Below are 22,936 nucleotides of genomic sequence, written 5' to 3'. Positions count from 1 at the left end.
CTGCCGCTGCAACATGTCTGCCTCACTGTTTTAGCGCCGTCGTACACGGGTGCGCGATCCGGTTACTGCGGGAAACACACGCGTGTCGTCGTGCGCGCGCCGGGGCGCGTTTTATCACTCAGAACCGGCCCGCAAGCCAGACCGCAGCCAGGTTCTCAATTCACTATAAGGTGCCCCACCATGAAAACCACGATGCTTGTCGGCAATGCAATCCTTGTTGGCGTACTGGGCCTGGCGTTCTCCACCAGCGCCATGGCCGAAACCGCCTGGCAAAAAGCCCACCCGCGCCGCACCGAAGTGAACCAGCGCCTTGCCAATCAGGATCGCCGCATCAACAAGGAAGTGAAGGAAGGCGAAATCACCAAGCAGCAGGCGCACGGGCTGCACAAGCAGGATCGCCAGATCCGCCAGGAAGAACGCGACATGGCCAGCCAGAACAACGGCCATATCACCAAGTCCGAGAAGAAAGTGCTGAACCAGCAGGAAAACTCGGTCAGCAAGGAAATCGGCAAGTAATCCCCGGCCGGCCTGCGCCATGGCCGGCACCACTCAACCTGCATCGCGGGAGTAGCCATGAAACACACCCTGACACTGTTGCTGCTGTGCGCACTGTCCACAGCCACACTGGCCGGCCCCAACAACGCGGACCGCGAAAAACTCAAGAGCGACCGCGCCGCTGCACGGGCAACGTTGCAAGCCGATCGTGCCAAGATCGCCGCCGACCGCAGCCAGCACGATAGCGCTGCGCTGGCCAGCGACCGTGCACACCTGAAAGCAGACCGGCAGGCCAGCCACAGCACGCTGCAGGCCGACAAGGCCAAGCTGAAGGCCGATCGCGACGCCCGTCACCCGGCCTCGGCCGCACGCTAGGGCCTGTTAACACTTATTTCACGCTTGCGTTCGGGGTAGTTCGGGATGGAGCGCAAGGCGCAGAACGCGCCGCGGTACGGGTACCGCGCGGTACGGGTACCGCAGGCGGTTTGCAACGCAGCGAACCGCCCGAAATACCCCGCACCCGCAGGGCTGGGCCGCAAAGAGGCCATCTACGGCGTTACGCGCCTTGGCAATAACCGGTTATTGCCTGCGTTGCGTGCCTTGTAGCTGACCTCTTTGCGGCCCAGCGCAAGCGCGAAATAAGTGTTAACAGGCCCTAGAGCACCACCCCCACCCGGCGCAGCATTGCGCCGGATGCGTCAACACCCCGCGTACTGATGCGCGGATCGCACACTTGCCGGCCGTTTTGACCCCAGGCAACCAGCCCGGCAGACCACGCAGCCGGCATGCATCGCATCGTCCCCGCGCAATGAAATGCTGCGCAGCACAATTTGTCCAAATAGAACAATACGTTCATTCCGGCGCTTTTATCCCCGCTCGTTTCGCACCGCAACAAACCACCATCATTGATGGAAAATGTCCATCCCGCCCGGCCAGGGCCGTGGCCCGCTCATTTGTTAAATAGTTGATACACAACAAATTTGACGGTCATTCATCCACCGCCATAAATACGCAATGTTGCTGCCGCACGCGGTGGCAACGGCTGGCCCGGCGTGAGCAGCAATCACTTCCACGCAGCCACGCCTTGTCGCAAGACAACCAGCAAAGCAAAGCGCGCCCGGACCACACAGGGCGTGACACCAACCAAGGATGGAGCAATCCCAATGTTGCAATCGACTCGCTTCGCACTCGCCGTCATTCCGGCTGCGTTGCTGGCAACCCATGCGTTCGCCGCAAGCTACCCGGCCTGGCAGGCTGATACCTACTACACCGCCGGCACCATCGTGTCCTACAACGGCGGCGACTATAAAGCCACCGTCAACCAGACCGACTACGCCAGCACCGGCTGGAACCCCACCACCGCCAGCCTGTGGACCTATATCGGCGTAGACAGCACCACGCCGACACCGACGCCTGCCCCGACCGCCACACCGACGGCCACGGCCACTCCCAAGCCGACTTCGACGCCGGTGCCGACCGCTACGCCGACACCGGCAGCCACCGCGACACCGAAGCCGACCTCGACACCCGTTCCGACGTCGACCCCGACTCCGACCACCGCACCAACCGCAACGCCGGCCCCGACCGTGACGCCGACACCGGCCGGCTCTGGCTGCTATGCCACGTGGGACAGCGGCACCGCCTATTCGGGTGGCGCTCAGGTGAGCTACAACGGCCACAACTACCAGGCCAAGTGGTGGACCCAGGGCAATATCCCGTCGTCCAACACCGGTGACGGCCTGCCGTGGACCGATCTGGGCGCCTGCGGCGGCAGCACACCGACCGCGACGCCGACACCGGCTGCGACGGCAACACCCAAGCCCACTGCAACACCGACCCCGGTTGCAACGGCCACGCCGGCACCGACCGTGACGCCGACACCGGTATCCGGCCCGACCGCCACGCCGGCGCCGACAGCGACCCCGGCCCCCACGGCAACGCCCGCGCCGACCGCCACACCTGCCCCCACCCCGGTGCCGGGCACCAACTGCCGTCCGGATGGTTTGACCAGCGGCGCAAGCAACGTGCCGTACTGCAAGGTGTACGACGCCAACGGCCGCGAAGTGCTGGCCAACGGCCTGAACCGCCGTATCGTCGGTTACTTCGCCACCTGGCGTACCGGCAAGGATGGCACCCCGGCCTTCCTGGTGAACAACCTGCCGTGGGACAAGGTATCGCACATCAACTACGCGTTTGCTGCGGTTGACCAGAACACCTACAAGATCACCATCGGTTCGGGCGCCGGCAATGCCGATACCGACATGGTGTGGGATGGCTCCGACGGCAAGCCGGCCGTAGCTGGCGTAACCATGGACAGCAGCCTGCCGTACAAGGGCCACTTCAACCTGTTTGCACAACAGAAGAAGCTGCATCCGGGCGTGAAGGTGCTGATGTCGATCGGCGGCTGGGCTGGCGGCACCGGTTTCTACACCGCCACCACCAATGCCGACGGCTCGGTAAACACGGCGGGCATCAACACGCTGGCCGATTCCATCGTCGCCTTCCTGCGTCAGTACCCGTTCTTCGACGGCGTGGATATCGACTACGAACACCCGACCACCAATGCCAAGGCGGGTAACCCGCTGGACTTCAGCCTGTCGCAGCCGCGTCTGGCCGGTCTGATGACCAGCTACAACGTGCTGATGAAGACGCTGCGCCAGAAGCTGGATGCCGCCGCAGTGCAGGACAACAAGTACTACATGCTGACCATCGCCGGTTCGGCATCGGGCTGGATCCTGCGTGGCGAAGAAAACATGTCCTCGCTGCAATACCTGGACTACGCCAGCCTGATGTCGTATGACCTGCACGGCGCGTGGAACCAGTATGTCGGCCCTAACGCATCGCTGTTTGACGACGGCAACGATGCCGAGCTGAAGGCCGGCAGCGCGTATCAGTTCCAGAACATCGGCTATCTGAACGTGGACTGGGCGTACCGCTACTACCGTGGCGCACTGCAAGCCGGCCGCATCAACGTCGGTGTGCCGTACTACACCCGTGGCTGGAAGAACGTGACCGGCGGCACCAACGGCCTGTGGGGCACTTCGCCCACGGTCAGCTCGACGGTGACATGCCAGGGCATCGCCAGCTGCGGCGATGGCGCGGTCGGCATCGACAACATCTGGTATGACCTCGACAGCACCGGGAACCCGGTACCGGGCGGCGGCAACCCGCTGTGGCACGCGCTGAACCTGCAGAACGGTATCGTTCCGGACTACCTTGATGCCTACAAGGTGACGGAAAAGACCATCACCGGCACTTACGCGCCCAACTACAGCAGCACGCTGGTGGCACCGTGGCTGTGGAACGCCACCAAGAAGGTCTTCCTGTCGGTGGAAACCGAGCAGTCGATCAATGCCAAGGCCGATTACATCGTGAACAACGGTATCGGCGGCGCAATGATCTGGGAAATGGCCGGTGACTACGCCTGGAACGCCAGCATGAACGGCGGCAAGGGCGAGTACTTCATGGGCACCACGCTGACCACGGACTTGTTCAACAAGTTCACGGCAGCCAGCGCCTATGGCAACAAGCGTGCCGAGGGCACCATGCCGGCCAGCACTGCCAACCTGTCGGTTGTACTCAACCAGTGGAAGATGGGCGATCAGAACTACCCGATCAACCCGCATCTGGTACTGACCAACAACTCCGCAACCACCATTGCGGGCGGCAGCGTGGTCGAGTTCGACTACCCGGTATCGGCACCGTCCACCATGACCGACCAGTCGGGCGTGGGGCTGAAGGTGACCAGCGCCGGTTACAGTGGTCCGAACAACATCGGCGGCTTCACGGCCAACTACAACCACGCGCAATTCACCATCCCGAGCTGGCAATCGCTGGCACCGGGCGGCACGATCGACGTGACCCTGAACTACCAGCTGCCGATCTCCGGCCCGTCCAACTACCAGATCACCATCGGCGGCACCAAGTACGCACTGCCGCAGGAATACCCGGATCTGCCGGTTGGCGTGAAGTAAACCAGTAACACCTTCCCGGCTGAACCGGGTTGAAGGGCAGGCCGCAAGGTCTGCCCTTTTTCATGACCAGTTTATGGGTCAGTACAGACCGCCCAAGGCATGCAGGCCCGCCTGACACGCCCGTGGCCAAGTCACGCCGGGCGGGCAACAGTGCGGGCAGCTGCGGCACCGGTCAGACATGACGCAAAAACTACACACTTCCCAGCCTGCGGAGCCTGTATGCCAGCGCAATTTTTCATACCGTTTCCGGCAACAATTACTACATCAACAAATAATGATTTTGCACCGCACCATTTGTCCATTTGCAACCACATCACAACTCTCATGAATTTCTTACACGATATTCTGCACTGCACAAATACAAATCACTCCGTTGTATGTAGTACCAATTTGATGCTTTTTCGTTAGCCTGTAGTATGTCAAATTGTTGATACACAACATATTTGACGGCGATTTTCCGATTGGCGCTAATAGGCAGCGTTGCATGACCTGTGCGGCTGCAACCGCTGTTCCGGGCCAGGACGAAAAAATGTACGCTGCATTACGATTTGTCCTTTTGCGCCAAGACCAGTGAGCACCACCTAACAATACCAACACGCACCGACCCAAGGATGGAGCATCACTAGAATGTTGCAATCGACTCGCTTCGCACTCGCCGTCATTCCGGCAGCGTTGCTGGCAACCCATGCGTTCGCCGCAAGCTACCCGGCCTGGCAGGCCGATACCTACTACACCGCCGGCACCATCGTGTCCTACAACGGCGGCGACTATAAAGCCACCGTCAACCAGACCGACTACGCCAGCACCGGCTGGAACCCCACCACCGCCAGCCTGTGGACCTACATCGGCGTAGACAGCACCACGCCAACACCGACACCTGCCCCGACCGCCACACCGACGGCCACGGCCACCCCCAAGCCGACTTCGACGCCGGTGCCGACCGCGACGCCGACACCGGCAGCCACCGCGACACCGAAGCCGACCACTACGCCGGTGCCGACCAGCACGCCGACCCCGACCACCGCACCAACCGCAACGCCGGCCCCGACCGTGACACCGACACCGGCCGGCTCGGGCTGCTATGCCACGTGGGACAGCGGCACCGCCTATTCGGGTGGCGCTCAGGTGAGCTACAACGGCCACAACTACCAGGCCAAGTGGTGGACCCAGGGCAATATCCCGTCGTCCAACACCGGTGACGGCCTGCCGTGGACCGACCTGGGCGCTTGCGGCGGCAGCACGCCGACCGCCACGCCGACGCCGGCTGCGACGGCAACGCCCAAGCCCACTGCAACACCGACACCGGTCGCAACGGCCACGCCGGCACCGACCGTGACCCCGACACCAGTGTCCGGCCCGACCGCCACGCCGGCGCCGACAGCGACCCCGGCCCCCACGGCAACGCCTGTACCGAGCACCGGCAGCAAGCAGATCGGCTCCTACTTCGCGCAGTGGGGCATCTACGGCCGCAACTACATGCTGCGCAACGTCGATACCTCGGGCCAGGCCGCCAAGCTGAGCTATCTGATGTACGCGTTCAACAACGTGTATCAACAGGCCGACGGCACCTACAAGTGCCAGGGCAATGTCACCCGTACCGAAAGCGGCAACGGTGATGGCGGCGATGCATTTGCCGACATCCAGAAGAGCTTCGATGCTTCGAACTCCGTCAGCGGCGTGGCAGACCTGTGGAGCAACCCGGTACGCGGCAACTTCGGTCAGCTCAAGCAGCTGAAGGCGAAGTATCCGAACCTGAAGGTCACCATGGCGCTGGGCGGCTGGACCTGGTCGAAGTGGTTCTCGGCCGCAGCAGCCACCGATGCAGGCCGCAAGGCGCTGGTGTCGTCGTGCGTGGACCTGTACATCAACGGCAACTATCCGGCGGATTCGTCCAACAACACCGGCGGCGCCGGCTCGCTCAAGGGCATCTTCGACGGCCTGACCATCGACTGGGAATACCCGGTGATCCAGGGGGTTGGCTACAACACCGTATCGGCGGCCGACAAGCAGAACTACACCTTGCTGATGCAGGAATTCCGCACCCAGCTCGATGCTGCTGCCGCAGCCAATGGCGCCAGCCACTACCTGCTGACTGTGGCCGTGGGCTCCGGCGCCGACAAGATCCGCCAGACCGAACCGGCCAAGTACGCGCCGTACATCGACTGGGTTGACCTGATGAGCTACGACTTCCACGGTGCATGGGAAACCGGCACCACGGTCGGCGCAGGCACCGTGACCGACTTCCAGGCCAATCTGTACAAGGACCCGGCCAGCCCGAACGTGGCAGCAGGTGGCGACCTTGCCAGCTACAACATCGACGACGCCATTACCGCGTTGCTTGCTGCTGGCCTGCCGGCATCGAAGATCAACCTGGGCGTACCGTTCTACGGCCGTGGCTGGACCAATGTGTCGAGCACCAACAACGGCCTGTATCAACCGGGCACCAAGGCCGCCACCGGCACCTACGAAGCAGGCATCGAGGACTACAAGGTGCTGAAGAACGCCGCCGGCACGGTCTACTACAACGCCACCGCCAAGGCATCGTGGAAGTATGACGGCAGCACCTTCTGGTCGTACGACACCCCGGCCGACATCCAAGCCAAGGCCAGCTACGTCAAGAGCAAGGGTTTGAACGGCATCTTCAGCTGGGAGCTGGATGGTGACGATGCAACCGGCTCGCTGACCGCCGCGATGGCCACGGTCAATCAGTAAGCGTCAAGGGCAGAACCCCGCCGGATGGACTCACAAACCTTGGACGGCAATGCAGTACCGGGTTCTGCCTGCGAGCTGCCGGGGCCGGTCTCGGCCGGCCCCACCCTTGAAGCGTAACTTTCGGGCATGCCTGGAAGTCTCCTTAGCCCCACCGGACTGCGACCCGGTGGGGTCTTTTTGCTGGTGCCCGGCCGCAAGGCCAGCGCCAGGGTCGCAACCAAGCCAGAAGTAACCATTCAAAAAACAGAAAATGGAGTGAGATATGCATCGTGCAATACCCAAGGCGCTGGCGGCATTGCCTGCCGCGCTACTGGCAGCCCATGCGCTGGCCGCCACCTACCCCGCATGGCAGGCCGATACCTACTACACCGCCGGCACCATCGTGTCGTACAACGGCGGCGACTATAAGGCCACCGTCAATCAGACCGACTACAGCAGCACCGGCTGGAACCCGACCACCGCCAGCCTGTGGACCTATCTGGGCGTAGACAGCGGCAGCACGCCGACACCGACGCCGGCCCCGACCGCAACACCCGCCCCCACGGCAACGCCCAAGCCGACCGCGACACCCGCTCCGACGGCCACGCCTACACCGGCAGCGACCGCAACCCCCAAGCCAACCGTGACCCCGACACCGGCGGCCACTGCAACCCCAAGCCCGACAGCAACGCCCAAGCCGACCACCACGCCTGTGCCGACATCGACCCCCACCCCCACCACGGCGCCAACGGCTACGCCGGCACCGACCGCGACACCGACGCCATCCGGCTCGGGCTGCCTGACAAGCTGGAACAGTGGCACCGCCTATTCGGGCGGCGCCCAAGTGAGCTACAACGGCCGCAACTATCAGGCCAAGTGGTGGACGCAAGGCAATCAGCCTGATACCAATGCCGGCAGCGGCCTGCCCTGGACCGATCTGGGCAGCTGCAGCGGCACCGTCGCCACGCCGACACCGGTCCCGGGCACCACCGCGACCCCGACACCGGGCGCAACGCCGACGCCCAGCCCCACCCCGTTGCCCATCATCAGCGGTGGCTCGGTGCCTGGCTGGCCGGCCTTCGTTGCGCAAGGCGCGATTGGTGGCCCGAACAACACCACACCGACTGCCAGCTCGACCGGCGGCAACGATGACTTCGGCGGCCGTCCGGTCGACGTGGTCTTCAAGTACGCCGGCGTGAACGGCAACGGTGATCCGGGCGTGATCGACCCGCCGAGCAACGCCTACCGCATGACCCGTGACCTGACCGCGCTCAGCGCGATCAACAACCATCCGATGCGCGTCGCCATCGTCGAATACACCGCGCAAATGAGCGGCGGCCAGAACGTCGACGACTTCACCAACGCCCCCGCCGGCGCCAGCAGCGCCATGGCAACGGCCAGCTACATCATGGGCCGCCACTTCTCCACGCTGGCCGCCGATGCATTGATGCTGCGCTACCGCCCGGTGACGTACAACGGCAACAGCTATTACGGCTCACTGCTGATGAATCCTGACCTGCTCGGCGCCATCCAGCAGAACAGCTACATCAGCATGGTGAACAGCGCACTGCCGGCCGGCGCGGTGAATACCGCCGTGGCCCAAGCCATGTGTCTGATGACCACCAGCCGCAGCTACACCAACACCGGTGATCCGAACGGCGTGGGCAAGGCCACCTATATCGGCAAGACCTATACCGGCAACCCGGTGCAGATCCTGCAGAACATGCTGGATGACGGTTACCCGGCATGGAGCGTGGATGGCCAGAACGACCTGTTCTGGAACTCCAACGTCGGCAACACCGTGGGCACCGGCAGCACGGATAGCCAGGTGGGCGCGTGGTTCAAGTCTTGCATCAGCAATCCGACCTATGACACCGCCGCGTATCCAACCCCGACCTTTGCCGCCGGCTTTGCGGGCTGGGTGGAAGCCAACAACTGGCTGATCCGCACCCTGGCACCGAAGAACACGGTGACGTTCGGCTGGCAGGAGAACATGTGGGCCATCGGCTCGGGCTTCTGGCTGCACAACACGCTGACCGACGCGCAAATCGCGTCGACCTTCTCGACACCGGTTTCCAACTGGCTGAAGACCAACGCGCCGGGCACCATCACCACCGGCAATGCCACCAGCCCGGACTTCTTCCTGTTTGATCGTTACGAGATGGACGACAGCGCCGCGCCGGGTTCGGCCACGCTGTACAACGCGCGCTCGTGGGATAACTTCCTCACCGCCGTCGGCCAGGTGAGCAAGGCCAACAACAACATTCCAATGATGTTGTGGCAGATTCCCGGCTCGCACCTGCCCAACACTTCGGAAAGCAACCCCGAGTTGTTCCAGGGCACTGCAGGCAGCTATGTGTTCAGCACTGCGCCGGTGTACTTCTTCGGCGACAGCAACCTAACGTCCAACCTGAGCAACCTGATCATGGGCACCGCCAGCAGCAGCAACGCCAACAGCGCGGTGGGCAGCTTCCAGGTTTCGTGCGGCAGTGCGGCCTACAACTGCCTGAGCGGCAGCGCCAACTACCAGCAATACCTGCTGGAATACGCTGGCAAGTCGGGCAACTACAACTGGAGCATCGACAACGGCAAGCTGGCACTGGCGGCCAGCAACAATGTCTTCTCCATCCTGTGGGGCGGCGGCAATACCACCAACGTGATCAAGAACTTCAGCAACACCGATGACCACGGTTGGCTGGCGAACAAGATCATCAATTACTACAGCAAGCCGGTGTCGGTGGTCCTCCATTAAACCGGGCATGGCTGGCGGGCCAACCCCGCCAGCCGGCAAGCAAACGGCCCGCTGATGCGGGCCGTTTTTCTTGTTATTCCCTCTTGGGCGTAGCTGCACCCATCATTGCAACATCATGCCGTGCAGATTGATCGCCCGTGCGTTCCAGCCGGTTGCGCAGCCAGCGGTCGGAAAGCCGTAGTCAAAGGCAATCACGCCATTGGCCAGCCGCCCCACCAGGCGCATGGTCGTCACGCCCTGCGCATCGGTGGCCACCGCATAGCCGATCAACTGCCCGCCCGAAGCATCCAGATAGGTGCTGGAGCAAAACGGCGAATACAGCTGCTCGGGATGGATGAAGCGCGAGGTCAGATAGGCACTGCGCGTCTGGGTGTTGATGTTGTAGGAGATCGCCGCACTGACGGTATTGTTGATGCCTGCCGATGTGCCATAGGGGTTGTTGAGGCTGGCCTTGCCATTGTCGAACATCATCAGGTCGCCATAGGGCGTGATCGACAAGGCATGCTGGCCCACCGGCGGCGCATCGTTCAATGCCAGCGTCAGCGCGCGCAGCGAGGCAAATTGCGTGTACCAGTACTTGCTGGTGTCACCCAGTATCCACTTCACCGTGCCGGTAGCGTAATCGAGCTTGAGGACGAAATTCTCGCGGCTGGACACGATCACGCTATCGTCGCGCGCATCATAAATGGCCGAGTTCATGTGAAACCAGTCCACGCCGTCGCGGATGAACGGCGCCGGGTCTTCGCCCCCGGCGCGTATGGTATCGCGCAGGATTTGCGCCAGATCCCAGCGCTTGAGCACCTGACCGCTGCCATCGACTTCTTCCAGCACCGACTCGATGTTCTGCACCCCGCCACTTTGGGTATCCAGCTCGACCAGATAGCCCGTCTTGCCGGGCAGGATATCGTGATGGAAGTTGTTGATGCTGCTGTCCTGCACCGTCGCCTGATCATAGCCGCCGTCCAGATACAGCCGGTACAGCGTCGCATCGGTGTTCGACCCCACCAGGAAATCGCTGCCGGTAAAGATGGATGCCTGCGACGACAGCGTGCTGACCGGCGGTTGCCCCATCCAGCGCAGCTCGCCATCGGTATCCAGCACCACCGGCGCACCCAGCATGGGCTTGAGCATCACGAAGTCATAGGCCAGCACATCGCCACTGCGTGGCGTATGCACGGTGAGATGATCGTAAACGCCCTTGGCATCGACATAGGCCGGCGTCGTTACCGTCAGCGCCGTGGTGGCCTGGCTGCCATCGGCAAAACGCGCGGTCAGCTGCACCTGGTTATCACGTCCCGCATACAGCCCGAACAGCGGCAGGCGCAACATGTGGCTGGCCTCGTCATACCAGCCGCGCCGCAGCAGATAACTGCGATCGTATTGCACCAGCACCGAGCGCGACTTGCTGCCCGCCCGTGGCGCAATCTCGAACTGGGCACTGCTCAAGGCGCTAGCGCCCTGCACCTGCAGGCTGGCAATCCGGATGAACTGGGTTACCCCCTCAGCCACCGACTGCACCTGCAACTGAGGCTGGGGCGTTGTGGTTGTCTGGCTGGCACCATCTCCCCCGCCACCACACCCGCTCAGCAACAAACCCGACAGCAAGACAGACACGAGCACTCTGGTCATGGCCAACTCCCGCAAGCGATACATCCAATATGGATCAGTGAAACCGTATCGGGAACATCAGTTAGCACATCACCCTGTTTCACCACTGGGCCCGAAGCATGCATGGCCTTTGCAGCCTAAAAACGGGCGCGACCCGATCCGGGTTGACTCGATTTCTGCCGATGCGTGTGATGCAACTCACCAAGGCAGGGATACGACGTAAAGACAGCGCAGACCATGTCCCATGGGCGTACGATTTGTAAGCATCACGCGGCGACCTAAGATGTATCAAAGCGCCTCGAAAACCGCCTGCTACCCGTATAGACCATGAACATGCCCTGCCGCCTTGCCATACTGACGCTGCTCATCTTGGCAACCCTGCCCGCCCACGCCGAAAAACTCGTTTTTGCGACGACTGAATTCCCGCCCTACGTGATCCAGCAGGGAGGGCGGCTTTCCGGTGCAGAAGTTGATGTAGTGCGCGAGTTGTGCAAGCGGCTGGGCTGCGAGGCCGATATCAGCGTCATGCCATGGAACCGGGCGCTGGCTTCGGCCAGAAGCGGTCAGAGCGACGGTATCTTCATGCCCGTATTCAGCAAGGAGCGCGCCGAGTTTCTGTTTTTCACCGACGAAGCCGCCGGCCATGAGCGCATCTCGCTAATGGCACTCAAAGGCGCCGGGGTGCACGCCAGTTCGCTGGAGGACGTCAAAAACGAGCTGATCGGCGTAGTGCTGGGCTACAGCTATGGCGCCACCTTCGACCAGAACCTTGCGCTGCGCCGCGACCCGAGCATGGACAACCAGGCCCTGCTGAAAAAACTGCAACTGCAGCGCTACCGACTGATTGCGACCGATGAGCATGTCATCGAGTACTTCGTGCATCAGACCAAGGCGGCACCGCTGGAAACGGTACAGGTGCTGTCGGACAATCCGCAGTACATCGCGTTTTCGAGGACCCTGGGCGCGCGTGGGGAAGAGCTGGCCAAAAAATTTTCGCAGGCGATACGCGACATGAAGCAGGACGGCACGCTGGTGAAGATCAAGTCGAAGTACTTTTTCTCCACCAGCAAACAGATGCCGTTCTGAGCCTGATCTGCCCCCTGCCAACAGACGTCCAATCTGTCAGAAATGATGATTTCCCGGCGCTGCGGTGCGCCGAAGGGCAGTCAGTCAGCCCCGCAATCATCACCAATGAGCGGAATGAAACCGCAGATGGTCCTCAATGAAGCTGGCGATGAAGTAGTAGCTATGGTCATAGCCCGGCTGCCGGCGCAATGTCAGCGGCCAGTTGCGTTGCTGCGCAAGGCTGGCAAATGCATCCGGTTGCAGCTGCAGCGGCATGAAGCTGTCCTGCTCGCCTTGATCGATCAGCATGGGGATTTCCGTCTCGGCCGCGGCCAGCAATTGGCAGCTGTCGTAGGCCAGCCAATTGCTGCGATCGTCCCCCAGGTAATGGGCAAAAGCGTTCTGGCCCCACGGCACCTGGCTGGGATTGACGATGGGGGCGAAGGCAGAGGCAGAGCTGTAGCGCCCCGGGTTGCGTAGCGCCACCATCAGCGCGCCGTGCCCCCCCATCGAGTGCCCGCTGATGGCGCGTTGGGTGGTGACCGGGAAGTGCGTTTCCACCAGCGCCGGCAACTCGTCCACCACATAGTCATACATGCGGTAATGCTGCGCCCACGGTGCTTGCGTGGCGTTCACGTAAAAACCGGCCCCCTGGCCCAGGTCATAGCCCTCTGCATCGGCGATGCCATCGCCGCGCGGGCTGGTATCGGGCAGCACCAGCGCCATGCCCAATTCGGCCGCCACGCGTTGTGCGCCGGCCTTGGTGGCAAAGTTCTCGTCGGTGCAGGTCAGGCCCGAAAGCCAGTACAGCACCGGCACTTTGCCACTGGCCGCTTGCGGCGGCAGATAGATGGCAAACGTCATGCTTGTGCCGGTGGCGACAGACTGGTGGCGATAGCGCTTGTGCCAGCCACCGAATGCGCAATTGCTCGAGATCAGTTCCAGGGTATCGGCCATATCCGCTGCTTACTTGGCGTAATGGATGACGGAGCGGATGGATTTGCCCTCGTGCATCAGGTCAAAGGCGGTATTGATGTCTTCCAGCGCCATGGTGTGGGTAATGAAGTCATCCAGGCGGAACTCACCCTGCAGATAGCGTTCCACATAGTCCGGCAGCTCGCTGCGGCCGCGTACGCCGCCAAAAGCCGAACCGCGCCACACCCGGCCCGTCACCAACTGGAACGGACGGGTGCTGATTTCCTCGCCCGCACCGGCCACACCGATGATCACCGATTCGCCCCAGCCCTTATGGCAGCACTCCAGCGCCGAGCGCATCACATGCACATTGCCGATGCACTCGAACGAGAAATCCACCCCGCCATCGGTCATCGCCACGATCACGTCCTGGATGGGCTTGTCGTAGTCATTCGGGTTGATCACGTCGGTGGCGCCCAGCTGGCGTGCCAGATCGAACTTGCCGGTATTGATGTCGATGCCGATGATGCGGCCCGCCTTGGCCATCTTGGCGCCGATCACTGCCGACAGGCCGATGCCGCCCAGGCCGAAAATGGCCACGGTATCGCCCTCCTGCACCTTGGCGGTATTCATCACCGCGCCCATGCCGGTGGTCACGCCGCAGCCCAGCAAACACACTTCTTCCAGCGGCGCCGCCTTGTTGATCTTGGCCAGCGCGATTTCCGGCAGCACCGTGTATTCCGAGAACGTGGAGGTGCCCATGTAGTGATAGATGGGCTTGCCGTCCTTGGAAAAACGCGTGGTGCCATCCGGCATCAGGCCCTTGCCCTGCGTGGCGCGGATGGCCTGGCACAGATTGGTCTTGCCGGATTTGCAGAACTTGCACTCGCCGCATTCCGGCGTGTAGAGCGGAATCACGTGATCGCCGACTGCCACGCTGGTCACGCCTTCGCCCAATGCCTCGACGATGCCGGCGCCTTCATGCCCCAGGATGGCCGGAAACACGCCCTCGGAATCCTTGCCCGATAGCGTATACGCATCGGTATGGCACACGCCGCTGGCGATGATGCGCACCAGCACCTCGCCCTTTTGCGGCGGGGCCAGATCCACTTCTTCGATGGTCAAAGGCTGGTTCGGGCCCCAGGCAACGGCGGCACGGGTCTTGATCGATTGCATGGGGTATCCCTCGGTGTGGGTGTAGATAGATGGCTCATTCTATTTATTACCAGAGCGCGAACAATCTGGCTAAATGGAAAGATATTTTTGCATACAGGTAAAAATCATGGATTGGCTAGGGGTGAGCGAATTCGTTGCCGTGGTGGAAACGCACAGTTTCACTGGCGCGGCGCAACGGCTGGGGCTGTCGGTGGCACAGGTCAGCCGGCAGGTATCGGCACTGGAGCAACGGCTGGCCACGCGACTGTTGTACCGCACCACCCGCAAGGTCAGCGTGACCGAGGCCGGCCAGCTCTACTACCTGCATTGCCGCCCCTTGCTGGACGGCCTGCGCCAGGCCGAGCAAGCGCTGGCCCATGCACTGGATCGGCCCAACGGGCACCTGCGCATCACCGCACCGGTGCATTACGGTGAAAGCGTGATTGCCCCGGTGCTGCACCGCTATCTGCAAGATCACCCGGCAGTCACCGCCGAGCTCAATCTCGATAACCGCAAGATCGATCTGGTGGCCGAAGGTTACGATCTGGGCATCCGGCTGGGCCCGATGGACGAATCATCGTTGATGGTCAAACAGTTGGGTACCCGCACGCACTACGTTTGCGCATCGCCCGGCTATCTGGCACGGCACGGCGAGCCACACACCCTGGCCGAACTCAAACAGCACCAGTGCCTGGTCGGCACGGTCAATGTGTGGCGCTTCAAGGAGCCGGATGGTCGCATGCGCGAGATCAGCGTGGCCGGCAAATTGCGCTGCAACAGCGGCGCCGCCCTCGTCAACGCCGCACTCAACGGCCTCGGGCTGGTGCAGTTGCCCGATTATTATGTGCACCAGCACATCGCCAGCGGCGCCCTGCGCAGCCTGCTGGGCGCCTACACCATGACCGATGGCATCTGGGCCAACTACCCGCGCAACCGCTTTGTTCCGCTGAAAGTGTCGGGATTTATCGCGGCATTGCAGCAGTAGCAGGGGCGGAAGTGCATGACCAAAGCAACAAGATGATGCCCAGGGCCTGCAAATCACTCGGCCCCGCGCACCACGGATACATATATCCGGCACATGATAGGCAAGACGGTCAGCCCGTCCCGCCGATGCGCTTTTCGGTCAGGATGCGGAACAAACGCAAAAATGCGGAACAGAGTCCGGGCAAGAAAAAACGCGGGGGCATCGCTGTACCCGCGTCATTCTTGGTGGTGCCCCGAGCCGGGGTCGAACCGGCACAACCGAAGTCGAGGGATTTTAAGTCCACACACAAATCCTTTACAATCATGACCATAGAGACAATTAACAACAATTTGTAAGTTTTAAGTGCCGCCTACAGCCGCTGAGAAAACTAGCCTGTGTTAATGAATGTTGCAGAGGCACGAAGGGGCTTACCTGCCCTAACGTGTCCAAGTACTGCATATAAGGATCTCCGATGAGCAGTGATGAAAAACTGAAAGATACTGTTGGCGCTGTAACAGAGCTTGTAAAAGCGGTTCCGATCTATCAGGACGCCGTACAACCGGCAGCCAAAGAACTTGGCAAGGCGTTGGGTACTGTTGCTCAAACGATAAATGTCGCGCTAGCCCCTGTCAGCATGCTGGTATGGGGCTATGACCAGATCAGGGATTTTGTCGCAAGCAAAGTGGCAGAAAAGCTCAAACACGTCCCACCAGAAGAAATCGTCTCCCCTAAGCCTAATATCGCAGGGCCTGCTCTAGAGGCCCTTCGCTACGCTGGTTTTGAGGCCAGCCTAAGCGATCTTTACGCAAATTTACTGGCCACATCAATGAGTAAAAACTCAGCTCATTATGCGCACCCGTCATTTGTAGAAATTATCAAGCAATTGACTTCCGACGAAGCAAAAATAATCGCCCTCTTTCCATTTCCAATCAATTACCCAATTATCACCATTAAACGCGAAGGGCATAACCAATCCATGCCAACACGTGGCACACACGAAATCCTCAGCAACTTTTCATTAATCGGGGAATTTGCCGGGGTAGAACACAATGAAAACACACCCGTTTATATTGATAATTTGTGCCGACTAGGATTGGCAGAAATCCCTGTCGGTCTAGAGTACGTTGATTCCAGCAACTACACTGAACTCGAAAACAACAAGCTTGTGATCGACATCAAGGAACTGATTCAAAAAGACCCTGACTGCTCATTTTCGATTGAAAGAAAATTTCTTCGAATCACCTCTATGGGGAGGCTATTCGCCAATGCTTGCCTAGCCCCTAAATTGAGTTCTTAGCAAAAAATTCGATTTTATATTATCTCAGCGGCCCCACCTTCGTAGCCCGCCGGTAGTGCTTGGTCATCGTCATATTCGAATGCGCCAGCCGCTCATTGGCCACAAGCAAGCTATCCTCGTCGGTCGCGGACTTGGCCCGCAGATCGCGCAGCTGGAAAGTCACACCGGATTTCTCGCGTGCCTGGTCAAACATCCGGCGTAGCTTGGCATACGTCATGCCCTCACCCTTCGCATCCAGCAGCAGGTGTAGCGGGATCACCTTGCCGGCCGGGGCGCGGGCGAGGATGCGCTTGATCACCACCTCCAGCTCGCCAGCGATCAGCATGCCAACCAGCTTCCCGGTCTTGCCTTGCCGCGTCCAGATTCGGCCATCGCGGATATCGGTGCGCTTGAGCTTCAGCGCATCGCTCACGCGTTGGCCCATCAGCAGATACAAATCCATGGCATCGCGCAACGGCTGCTCGGCTGCTTCATAGACCGCGCGGAACTCGTCATCGAACACGTATTTGTCGCGGCCTGTTTCCTTGAAACCCTTGATGCCGTCGCACGGGTTGGGCGACTCGGTCAGCCCCCACGACCTGGCCATGTTGAACAGGTGGGACAACAGCGCCTTTTCCCGGTTGGCCCGAATCTTGGCCTTCTTGCCACGCATGTCCATGTATTTGCGCACATGCACCGGCTTGATATTGTCGATGGGCAAGGCGCCAAACACCGCCAGCAGCTTGGCAAACTCGCGGTCGTTGTCGCGCTGGGTGGCCGGCTTCTTGGATAGGTAGACCTCGCGCTTGTAGCGGGCCACCACCTCGGAGAACAGATTCTCCGGCTTCGCTTCCGGCTGCACATTGTCGAGATCGGCATATAGCTTGATCGCAGCAACCTTGTCCCGCCCAAGGTTCACCCACTTGCGCCCGCCCTCTGGCTTGTCGGCAAGATAGTAGTACGTGGTGCCCTTCACGCCTTCACGCGCAAACATGCGCGCCGGCAGATCACGGTTCTTCGATTTCAAGCGGCCCATGGTGCCCTCAGTTCAATGCATCAAAATTCGGTTCGAGCGTCAGCTCGCCTTGCGACGGCCCGGCCATCTCTTCGCCCAGTGCCTGGCGCACCTTCAATCGGCTGACCTGCGGCCAGCCGTTGACGGCGGAAAGATAGGGAATGTGGTTGCGCTTCAACCAGCGGCGGATTCTCGCCGCAGCGCCCTGCTCTGCCGGCACACCGGCCAGCTCAAGCAGCTCGTCGCGGGATAGCCACGGCGACGGTGGCACGAGATTGACCACCGGTACGGTAGCCATCATGCGCGGCCACCAATGCGGGCAGCCAGCTGCCGGCGGCGATTGTGTTCCTGCCAGTCCTTGGCGCATTCGCTGCAGCAGAATACTTGCCCCGGTTCGGTCGGGTCGCCGCACCACGAGCACTCGCCGGACGGCGCTGGTGTTTCCCGTTTGGCATTGGCCCGCAGCCGCGCAAGGGCTTGGTCGCGCTCCAGCTGCTCGCGGTCGCTGGATAGATCGATGGCTTTACTCATGGTGTTGCCTCCTTTGCTGGTCAAGGCCGGACGTCATAGGCCGCCGGGCCGATTGATTCGAGTACAGCGCGTTGCTCCCGCAGATGCCCGGCACCGGCCGGGCTGTGTGTGGCCACCCGGGCTATGGTCGCGTCGAGGTCTGCCAGTGCCTGGCTGTAGCTTCTGCCGCGCTGGGCGGTGGTTCGGTTGCGGGCAGCAAGCTGGTTCAGCGCTGCCGCAAAATCTGGCGTCGCAATCTGCGCCGCTGAATCGGTCTGAATGGACGCGATTTCCTGATCCAATCGGTGGAGCAAATCCCGCTGCGCGAGGTCATCCCGCTCCGACCGATTACAGTTATTCACACAAGTCCAAGTGCTCGCGGCTGCGCCGCTGCGCTCAAAATCAACACCCAAAGGCGCCGCCTCAATGCGGCCCAAGAGGTTGGAAACAGTCTGGTCGCGACCCCACTTCACATCCCACTCATGCAGCCGGGTCTGAATCCGCTCAATCACCTCGCCGGTGCCGTCGAACACGGCCACGGCCGCACGCACGAACTTGGGTTCGCCGTACTTGTTCAGGGGGATCAGCATTTCGCCGCTGGTTTTGTTCGGCTCGGTCAGCTGCTCGAAGCCGATCCGCAGGCCGCCCTGCACGCTGCGATAGGCATTGCAGTACCTGGCCCAGTCGCCGGCATCGGCAGCCGCATGCAGCGGGCGCAAGATCAGCTCGTCGCCGTGCTCGGGGTTCAACGCGCGCACCTTGCGCAGCTCGCGCCAGATCGTCACCGGCGGCTGGCCAAACATCTGGAACTGCCGGATGCGCCAGCACGTTGCCCACTTGGCCACACGGCGCGCGCCACTGTCGGCAGCAAGGCCCGATTCGTCATCGGTGCCCACAAACTCGCCATCAATGTTCTTGGCCAGATATTTGGCGATGTACCCCACCGCTGACCCTTTGCGGGGGTCGATCTTCTCCACCGTCATGCGATGGTCGGCCGCGCCCGGCTCGCAGCCGTCCACCTCCAGCGCCTTGGCGCGCATGATGGCGAGCATCTTCTCTGCCTGGTGCGGCGGCACCCATACCAGCATGTGCCAGTGGGGCGTTGCATCGTGATGGGGTTCAACCACCCGGACACCGATCACAGGTATCTGGTTGTGCTTGCTGTTGAACTGCGCACGGCACTGCGCCCAGTTGGCGCACAGATAGTCCTGCGTGTCGCGCGGGTTATAGCGCGGGTTGCCATTGGTGCCGTACTTGTCGCTACATGCGTGGTACTTGCTCGGTGCCGTGATGGTGATGAAATAGCCCTCGTAGCCCAGCGCATTCATCAGTTCTTCGGTGCCACGCACCCTCACCATCAACTCGGTACGCCTGATCGCAGGGTTGGCCACCGTGCGGCGGCTCAACTCGGCCAATGTGTAAGTCTGGCCGCGCTCGTTCGTCGCCTCGGCCAGCGCCAGCGCTTTTTCATTACGGGCATCGCGGGCCAGCAAACGGGTCAACGACCCTTCGGACAGATAGGGCGAGCGCTTGCGATGCACGCAGCCCAAGCGGATCAGCAGTTGCTCTACCGCCCGGGTGACAAAGCGCTTGAGGCGCCCGCGCCACCACTTCTCATCAGCCAACCGCTTCTGCAGCGTGTCGAACTGTGCCGGGGTCAAGCCGTCCAGCGACGGCAGCACGCCCATATCCAGCGCCTTGGCAAATGCCTCCAGCACAAAGCGCGGCCGGCGCACGCAGCGGCCACCGGCCGCCACCACGGGCACGGCCTCGCCCGATTCCGCCTGCGCCATGATCTTTGCGCAGTCATTGGCAGCAGCATGGGCAACGCTGCCGAGTTCATCGTCATCCATTCCGATGGGCAAACCACCGGCTACGGTGGGTAACTCGGTCATGAACTCGCGCACGAAGGTATTGGCACGGGCCAACGCCCCGGCCTCTTTCTGCTTGCGCAGCCGGTGCCAGCTCGCACGCAGCGGGCGTTTCAGGTAGTCGGGCAAGCCTATCGAGAGCCGGTCAAAGTCGGCCACCTGGCTGCGCTCAACCCGATAGCGCACACGCTGGATTGGGTCAGTGGCCGGGCCATCGTTGCTCGCGGCAAAGCGCGCTTGCGCGATCTGCGATGCGATCTCGGCCGCAATCTGGCTGGCAGCGGTCATTCAACGCCCTGCCCGGACGGCAGCCCATGACGGCAGCGGCGCGCCACCTCGCATAACCACTGCGCGAACAGGGGGGGGTGTCGCCTCACGCTCGGCCTTGCTCACCTCGGGGCGCCAACCAGCCTGCCCTTTGCGGCGGCGCAGGCCGTTCGTGCGGGTCTTGCTTTGCGCAATCACATGCGTGGACGACCCCAGCACCATGGGGATTTCCGGCAACTCGGCCGCGTTGATGCCCACGATATAAAGCCACGTCGCCTTTTCCGCACGATGCCCCCACCAGTGCTGCATGACTGGCAATGTCCAGCCGCCGAATTCATCACGGCCCTGACCTGGCTTCGGCAGGCTCAGCACATCCCACAAGCTGGAATGCGCCGGATGCTCAAGCACCCCGCCTTCTGCTCGCACGCGCTCGATTGCATACGGAGCGAGGTCGCGCTCGTCATCACGCGGCTTGGCAAACTGGCGCAGGCGGCCCCACGCGCGGCACGGGGGATGGGCAACAACAGGCGCACCACCATTCCAGCAGCGCGCATCACGTGCGGCATCCCACACATCACACCCGGGCAGCGATTTGTAAGTGCTGTCTGCGCGAGCGAACAGCACGGCCACAGTGCTCAAACTCATCACGCCGCCGCCCGCAACGGCTCATCCAGCCGCGTAAAACTGCCCGACTTCACCGCACGCATGCGGGCGCACTCGTCGCGGGCCAGCCGGTCGTGTGCCTGGGCATTGGTCATCGAGCACGCCACCACGATGGCGCGCAGGGCGGCGGGCTGCACGATCTGCACGCCCTGCAGCTCCATGGCGGCGGCCAGTTGGTGCAAGCGCTCGCCGCAGTTGTCCATGATCTCGGCGGTGATGGCGGCCACCTCGGCCACCATGTCGCGCTGCGCTTTGGTCATCGGCATATCAAGCGACCTGATTGGCAATGCTGGCGACCACGCACGGCCCCCGGCTGGTTGCGTACTCGCTTCGGGCGGTCGAGCGAAAGCCGATCCCGGCAGTGCGGGGAAAGCAGCCACGCGGGCCAAGAGTAGCGCGCGTGCATCACGCGCGACTGGCTCGGCAGGGCGTAATTGGTTTTCAGCCATGGCATGGCAACCTCACGCGGCCAACGGGTTGCGGTTGCTCAGGAACGTGGCCAGCCGGATACGCCACGTCACCGCCCACACGCCCAGCACAAACCAGCGGTCGCCCGCCTCGGCCGCATCAAAATAGCGGCTGACGCTGCCCACCACCCGGCCCGGCAACAGCGGCAGCACAACGGCGCAGCGATCATCGCTGCAGTGCTCGCGCACCGCATCGCGGATCGCCTGGGTCAGCTCCACCGCCGTCGCCGGGTCAACCCACAGCAGCAAGTGCCAGTGTGCGTTGCCATCGTGCTGCGGCTCGGCCACACGCAGGCCGGCAAAGCCAATGCCCTGCGCCCGCAACGTGGCACGGGCGCTGGCCCATACCCGCAGCAACCAACCCTGCGCATCGGCCGGCGTGGCGCCATCGAAGTGCGGCGAGGACGGATGGAAACGCGCCGGCGTGCTCAGCGTCACCAGCAGGCAAACCATGCCGGCTTGCAGCGCGGCGCGCTCCAGCTCGTAAAGGCGTTCAATGATCGTGGACTTGCGTACAGCCATGCGGTCGAGCAGCGACATTGCGATTTCTCCGGGCAAAGGAATCCCGCTACGCCCGAAAACGGGCGCATTGGGAGGGGGTTAAATCAGGGGAAGGAAGCCCGGGCCGATCAGCCCGGGGCAAAATCCATCGTCATCTGCTGGCTGCCAAGCAAGTGCTCAACCGGCAACGATGAACTGCCGCGAATCCGCGCCGCAGGGTCTGGCACGATCTCGCTAATGATTTCCAGCACCGCCTTGAAGCGCCGGCCGCAGGCGAAATCGCCGCACTGCAGATAGCGCATGGTGCTCAGCTCGCTGAGCTTGCGGCTGGATCGGGTATTCAGGGTGGCCCCGCAGTAGGGGCACGTGGCGTGGCTGGGCTTGCTGCGCGGCGCACGTGCGACACGCTCAGCCCGGCGCGGGTGTTGATGCTGCTGATCCGGCGGCGTGCTGTGGCGGCTGCTGGGGATTGCTGGCGGGCAGCTGGTACGATTTTTTTGATTGGTCATGGCGGCATCCGGCGTTGCATTAAGGCTTGGCATGGCAGCACCGGCAGGCAATCACGCCTTGCCCCTGTTCTTTCATGCGCTCCAGCAAGACTGCGATCAACAGTTCGGATTGCTGCTGATCGAGGCCTGCCGCAAGTTTGCCCGCCAGTGGTAGCAGCTCATTCAAACCGTAACGGCCTGCGTGAACCGAAGCAGTGACATGATTGATGGTAAGCAGCCACCTATCGTCCATATCCAA

At 62.0% G+C, this 22,936-nt stretch carries 20 protein-coding genes; 8 read left to right on the top strand and 12 right to left on the bottom strand.

From position 1 onward, the window contains the following. Positions 1-180 precede the first annotated feature (180 nt). The 5 genes from B9A19_RS09100 (at position 181) to B9A19_RS09075 (ending at position 9,912) form a co-directional block, all read left to right on the top strand. The gene (locus B9A19_RS09100; RefSeq protein ID WP_217807023.1) at positions 181-516 is read left to right on the top strand and encodes a hypothetical protein; all 336 of its coding nucleotides are present in this window, start codon (positions 181-183) and stop codon (positions 514-516) included. 57 nt (positions 517-573) lie between these two features. Beyond that, positions 574-870 (top strand): hypothetical protein, encoded by a 297-nt coding sequence (locus tag B9A19_RS09095; protein WP_084090478.1) that lies wholly within the window; start codon positions 574-576, stop codon positions 868-870. A 788-nt stretch (positions 871-1,658) separates the two neighbouring features. After that, positions 1,659-4,469: a chitinase C-terminal domain-containing protein gene (locus B9A19_RS09085; protein WP_281249553.1), complete on the top strand. Its 2,811-nt coding sequence runs from the start codon at positions 1,659-1,661 to the stop codon at positions 4,467-4,469. Positions 4,470-5,096: 627 nt separating this feature from the next. Next, positions 5,097-7,181 (top strand): glycosyl hydrolase family 18 protein, encoded by a 2,085-nt coding sequence (locus B9A19_RS23295; protein ID WP_084090475.1) that lies wholly within the window; start codon positions 5,097-5,099, stop codon positions 7,179-7,181. Between the two features lie 262 nt (positions 7,182-7,443). After that, positions 7,444-9,912 (top strand): carbohydrate-binding protein, encoded by a 2,469-nt coding sequence (locus B9A19_RS09075; RefSeq protein ID WP_084090474.1) that lies wholly within the window; start codon positions 7,444-7,446, stop codon positions 9,910-9,912. A gap of 102 nt (positions 9,913-10,014) precedes the next feature. Here the strand turns inward: B9A19_RS09075 and B9A19_RS09070 are convergent, their stop codons facing one another. Continuing rightward, positions 10,015-11,541 carry an aryl-sulfate sulfotransferase gene (locus B9A19_RS09070; RefSeq protein ID WP_176216864.1) on the bottom strand — a complete coding sequence of 509 codons (1,527 nt, stop codon included), beginning with the start codon at positions 11,539-11,541 and terminating at the stop codon, positions 10,015-10,017. A gap of 306 nt (positions 11,542-11,847) precedes the next feature. Between B9A19_RS09070 and B9A19_RS09065 the strand changes: the two genes are divergently transcribed. Next, the gene (locus B9A19_RS09065) at positions 11,848-12,606 is read left to right on the top strand and encodes a substrate-binding periplasmic protein (protein WP_084090472.1); all 759 of its coding nucleotides are present in this window, start codon (positions 11,848-11,850) and stop codon (positions 12,604-12,606) included. A 99-nt stretch (positions 12,607-12,705) separates the two neighbouring features. Here B9A19_RS09065 and fghA read toward each other — a convergent pair whose 3' ends face one another. Together fghA and B9A19_RS09055 are read right to left on the bottom strand one after the other, a co-directional pair. Continuing rightward, positions 12,706-13,530: an S-formylglutathione hydrolase gene (fghA, locus tag B9A19_RS09060; protein WP_176216870.1), complete on the bottom strand. Its 825-nt coding sequence runs from the start codon at positions 13,528-13,530 to the stop codon at positions 12,706-12,708. Between the two features lie 21 nt (positions 13,531-13,551). Continuing rightward, positions 13,552-14,676, bottom strand: coding sequence for an S-(hydroxymethyl)glutathione dehydrogenase/class III alcohol dehydrogenase (locus tag B9A19_RS09055; RefSeq protein ID WP_084090470.1), 1,125 nt, complete (start codon positions 14,674-14,676; stop codon positions 13,552-13,554). A 106-nt stretch (positions 14,677-14,782) separates the two neighbouring features. On the opposite strand from B9A19_RS09055, the gene B9A19_RS09050 reads away from it, so the two are divergent. Further along, entirely contained in the window at positions 14,783-15,640 is an 858-nt protein-coding gene (locus tag B9A19_RS09050; protein WP_217807022.1) for a LysR family transcriptional regulator, read from the top strand. A gap of 451 nt (positions 15,641-16,091) precedes the next feature. Then, positions 16,092-16,916 carry a DUF4393 domain-containing protein gene (locus B9A19_RS09045; RefSeq protein WP_084090469.1) on the top strand — a complete coding sequence of 275 codons (825 nt, stop codon included), beginning with the start codon at positions 16,092-16,094 and terminating at the stop codon, positions 16,914-16,916. Between the two features lie 19 nt (positions 16,917-16,935). Here B9A19_RS09045 and B9A19_RS09040 read toward each other — a convergent pair whose 3' ends face one another. The 9 genes from B9A19_RS09040 to B9A19_RS22110 all read right to left on the bottom strand — a co-directional run bounded on the left by B9A19_RS09040 (position 16,936) and on the right by B9A19_RS22110 (position 22,936). After that, the gene (locus B9A19_RS09040) at positions 16,936-17,931 is read right to left on the bottom strand and encodes a tyrosine-type recombinase/integrase (protein WP_084090468.1); all 996 of its coding nucleotides are present in this window, start codon (positions 17,929-17,931) and stop codon (positions 16,936-16,938) included. A gap of 7 nt (positions 17,932-17,938) precedes the next feature. Further along, on the bottom strand, positions 17,939-18,211 hold the full coding sequence (locus B9A19_RS09035) for a DUF4224 domain-containing protein (RefSeq protein WP_176216863.1): 273 nt from the start codon (positions 18,209-18,211) through the stop codon (positions 17,939-17,941). Next, positions 18,208-18,441: a DUF2116 family Zn-ribbon domain-containing protein gene (locus B9A19_RS22115; RefSeq protein WP_139798757.1), complete on the bottom strand. Its 234-nt coding sequence runs from the start codon at positions 18,439-18,441 to the stop codon at positions 18,208-18,210. Before B9A19_RS22115 ends, B9A19_RS09035 begins: the two co-directional genes overlap by 4 nt. A gap of 20 nt (positions 18,442-18,461) precedes the next feature. Then, positions 18,462-20,579, bottom strand: a complete 2,118-nt coding sequence (locus tag B9A19_RS09030) for a replication endonuclease (RefSeq protein WP_084090466.1) — start codon at positions 20,577-20,579, stop codon at positions 18,462-18,464. Further along, entirely contained in the window at positions 20,580-21,203 is a 624-nt protein-coding gene (locus tag B9A19_RS09025) for a hypothetical protein (protein WP_217807021.1), read from the bottom strand. After that, positions 21,203-21,481 carry a hypothetical protein gene (locus B9A19_RS09020; RefSeq protein WP_084090465.1) on the bottom strand — a complete coding sequence of 93 codons (279 nt, stop codon included), beginning with the start codon at positions 21,479-21,481 and terminating at the stop codon, positions 21,203-21,205. Before B9A19_RS09020 ends, B9A19_RS09025 begins: the two co-directional genes overlap by 1 nt. 201 nt (positions 21,482-21,682) lie before the next feature. After that, positions 21,683-22,228: a replication endonuclease gene (locus tag B9A19_RS09015; RefSeq protein ID WP_084090464.1), complete on the bottom strand. Its 546-nt coding sequence runs from the start codon at positions 22,226-22,228 to the stop codon at positions 21,683-21,685. A gap of 89 nt (positions 22,229-22,317) precedes the next feature. Then, positions 22,318-22,698 carry an ogr/Delta-like zinc finger family protein gene (locus tag B9A19_RS09010; RefSeq protein ID WP_176216862.1) on the bottom strand — a complete coding sequence of 127 codons (381 nt, stop codon included), beginning with the start codon at positions 22,696-22,698 and terminating at the stop codon, positions 22,318-22,320. Between the two features lie 19 nt (positions 22,699-22,717). After that, the gene (locus B9A19_RS22110) at positions 22,718-22,936 is read right to left on the bottom strand and encodes a hypothetical protein (protein WP_139798756.1); all 219 of its coding nucleotides are present in this window, start codon (positions 22,934-22,936) and stop codon (positions 22,718-22,720) included.

Source organism: Andreprevotia lacus DSM 23236, assembly GCF_900176275.1.
In the GTDB taxonomy this organism is placed as follows: Bacteria; Pseudomonadota; Gammaproteobacteria; order Burkholderiales; family Chitinibacteraceae; genus Andreprevotia; species Andreprevotia lacus.
Note: the sequence above shows the minus strand (reverse complement) of the source record. Positions and strands in the feature narration are given on the sequence as shown.

What these genes read in the sequence shown, in the direction of transcription:
- B9A19_RS09085 (WP_281249553.1), top strand. Translation starts at nt 1,659, where the DNA reads ATGTTGCAATCGACTCGCTTCGCACTCGCCGTCATTCCGGCTGCGTTG.
- B9A19_RS09075 (WP_084090474.1), top strand. Translation starts at nt 7,444, where the DNA reads ATGCATCGTGCAATACCCAAGGCGCTGGCGGCATTGCCTGCCGCGCTA.
- B9A19_RS09065 (WP_084090472.1), top strand. Translation starts at nt 11,848, where the DNA reads ATGAACATGCCCTGCCGCCTTGCCATACTGACGCTGCTCATCTTGGCA.
- B9A19_RS09025 (WP_217807021.1), bottom strand. Translation starts at nt 21,203, where the DNA reads ATGAGTTTGAGCACTGTGGCCGTGCTGTTCGCTCGCGCAGACAGCACT.
- B9A19_RS09050 (WP_217807022.1), top strand. Translation starts at nt 14,783, where the DNA reads ATGGATTGGCTAGGGGTGAGCGAATTCGTTGCCGTGGTGGAAACGCAC.
- B9A19_RS09015 (WP_084090464.1), bottom strand. Translation starts at nt 22,228, where the DNA reads ATGTCGCTGCTCGACCGCATGGCTGTACGCAAGTCCACGATCATTGAA.
- B9A19_RS09100 (WP_217807023.1), top strand. Translation starts at nt 181, where the DNA reads ATGAAAACCACGATGCTTGTCGGCAATGCAATCCTTGTTGGCGTACTG.
- B9A19_RS09030 (WP_084090466.1), bottom strand. Translation starts at nt 20,579, where the DNA reads ATGACCGCTGCCAGCCAGATTGCGGCCGAGATCGCATCGCAGATCGCG.
- B9A19_RS22115 (WP_139798757.1), bottom strand. Translation starts at nt 18,441, where the DNA reads ATGAGTAAAGCCATCGATCTATCCAGCGACCGCGAGCAGCTGGAGCGC.
- B9A19_RS23295 (WP_084090475.1), top strand. Translation starts at nt 5,097, where the DNA reads ATGTTGCAATCGACTCGCTTCGCACTCGCCGTCATTCCGGCAGCGTTG.
- B9A19_RS09070 (WP_176216864.1), bottom strand. Translation starts at nt 11,541, where the DNA reads ATGACCAGAGTGCTCGTGTCTGTCTTGCTGTCGGGTTTGTTGCTGAGC.
- B9A19_RS09045 (WP_084090469.1), top strand. Translation starts at nt 16,092, where the DNA reads ATGAGCAGTGATGAAAAACTGAAAGATACTGTTGGCGCTGTAACAGAG.
- B9A19_RS09040 (WP_084090468.1), bottom strand. Translation starts at nt 17,931, where the DNA reads ATGGGCCGCTTGAAATCGAAGAACCGTGATCTGCCGGCGCGCATGTTT.
- B9A19_RS09010 (WP_176216862.1), bottom strand. Translation starts at nt 22,698, where the DNA reads ATGACCAATCAAAAAAATCGTACCAGCTGCCCGCCAGCAATCCCCAGC.
- B9A19_RS09020 (WP_084090465.1), bottom strand. Translation starts at nt 21,481, where the DNA reads ATGACCAAAGCGCAGCGCGACATGGTGGCCGAGGTGGCCGCCATCACC.
- B9A19_RS09055 (WP_084090470.1), bottom strand. Translation starts at nt 14,676, where the DNA reads ATGCAATCGATCAAGACCCGTGCCGCCGTTGCCTGGGGCCCGAACCAG.
- B9A19_RS09095 (WP_084090478.1), top strand. Translation starts at nt 574, where the DNA reads ATGAAACACACCCTGACACTGTTGCTGCTGTGCGCACTGTCCACAGCC.
- B9A19_RS09035 (WP_176216863.1), bottom strand. Translation starts at nt 18,211, where the DNA reads ATGATGGCTACCGTACCGGTGGTCAATCTCGTGCCACCGTCGCCGTGG.